Genomic DNA, 1,349 nt, shown 5'->3' on the forward strand with positions numbered 1-1,349 from the left:
TGGCCATGGCGTTTACTCCTGTCCTCCGCCGCCCTCGATCAGCTGGAAGACGCGGTCGTAGGCCGGCAGATCCGGCTGCGCGACCTCCACCGCCGCGGCGGTGGCCCCGCTCTGGCGGTACTGACTGCGCATCGCCGTGGCGGCATCGGCATGGTCGGCGTCGGTCAGTGTCTGGTGGCGGGCCCAGCAGCGTGCATGTTCGGCGACCAGCCGCCCGTCCAGATGGGCCCGCACCGTTTCGGTGTCCGCCTCGATCCGCACGATCCGTCCGATCGCGGCAGGGTGGACGGAGTAGTCGCAGGTGTCCAGGCGGATGTAGTGGTCCCGGCCGATCCGCACCGAGGTCTGCCACCAGCGCGGCGGTGCGGTCGGCGGCAGCGGCAGCATCGCGGCCCGGTCGGCCTCCCACCGCTCGGCCGGGCGGGCATCCAGGGTGCGGTGCACCCGGCGGTTGGCGACCTCGAGCCATGCGGCCAGCTGCGTGTTGAAGTCGGCCGGGGAAGTGAACACTCTGCCGGGCAGGAATGACGTTTCCAGGTAGCCGTTGGCCCGCTCGACCAGACCCTTGGCCTCCGGGTCTCGGGGCCGGCACAGGATCACCTTGCAAGCCAGCAGCCCGGCCAGGGCGGCGAACTCATGACCGAGCACGACCCGCCCCTCGCGCCGGCGTCCGATGGCCGCCTCGTTGTCCCAGACCAGCGCCCTCGGCACCGCCCTCCAGCCGGACAGCAGGTCCCAGTGCCCGCTCACGAGATCGGCGGCCTGCCTCGACGGCAGCATCCGCGCGGTCATCACCCGCGAGTACCCGGCCACCATCACCAGCACCGGCGGCCGCCCGGTCTGCCCGAAGCCCAGCGGGATGTCCGCAGGCGGGAACCACAGGTCACACTGGGCCAGCTCGCCGGGCTGATACGCCGTCCGCGAGACCGGATCCGCCGGCAGATACACCGGCCGCAGTTCCCGCACCCGCCGCTTCAGCACCGACAACGACCGTTCCCAGCCGATCCGCTCAGCGATCACCGTGGCGGGCATCCGCGGGTACTGGGCCAGCAGTTCGCGGATCGCCGGTTCCACCGCGTCCACGATCGAGCCCCTCGGCGCCCGCCGGTACTTCGGCGGATCATCGCTGGCCACAGCCCGCCGCACGGTGTTCCGAGCGATCCCCAGATGCCGCGCGATCCCCTTGATCGACATGCCCTCCGCACGGTGGAGCCGCCGGATCTCAGCCCAGTCCTCCACACCGATCACCTCTTCCACCTGACTCCCATGGAGCCAGACTGATCACTTGATCACGGAAGGGGTCACTTTTCATCGACCGATAGGGGGTCACGGTTCACGGAACGGCGACA

General features: G+C 70.5%; 1 protein-coding gene. It reads right to left on the reverse strand.

Features of this window, described 5'->3' with window-relative positions; genetic code table 11:
- Nucleotides 1-12: 12 nt before the first annotated feature.
- Nucleotides 13-1,248: an IS21 family transposase gene (gene istA / locus ABZ281_RS49480; RefSeq protein WP_356665417.1), complete on the reverse strand. Its 1,236-nt coding sequence runs from the start codon at nt 1,246-1,248 to the stop codon at nt 13-15.
- Nucleotides 1,249-1,349: the final 101 nt, after the last annotated feature.

The sequence above is a fragment of the Streptomyces sp. NPDC006265 genome (assembly GCF_040613555.1).
In the GTDB taxonomy this organism is placed as follows: Bacteria; Actinomycetota; Actinomycetes; order Streptomycetales; family Streptomycetaceae; genus Streptomyces.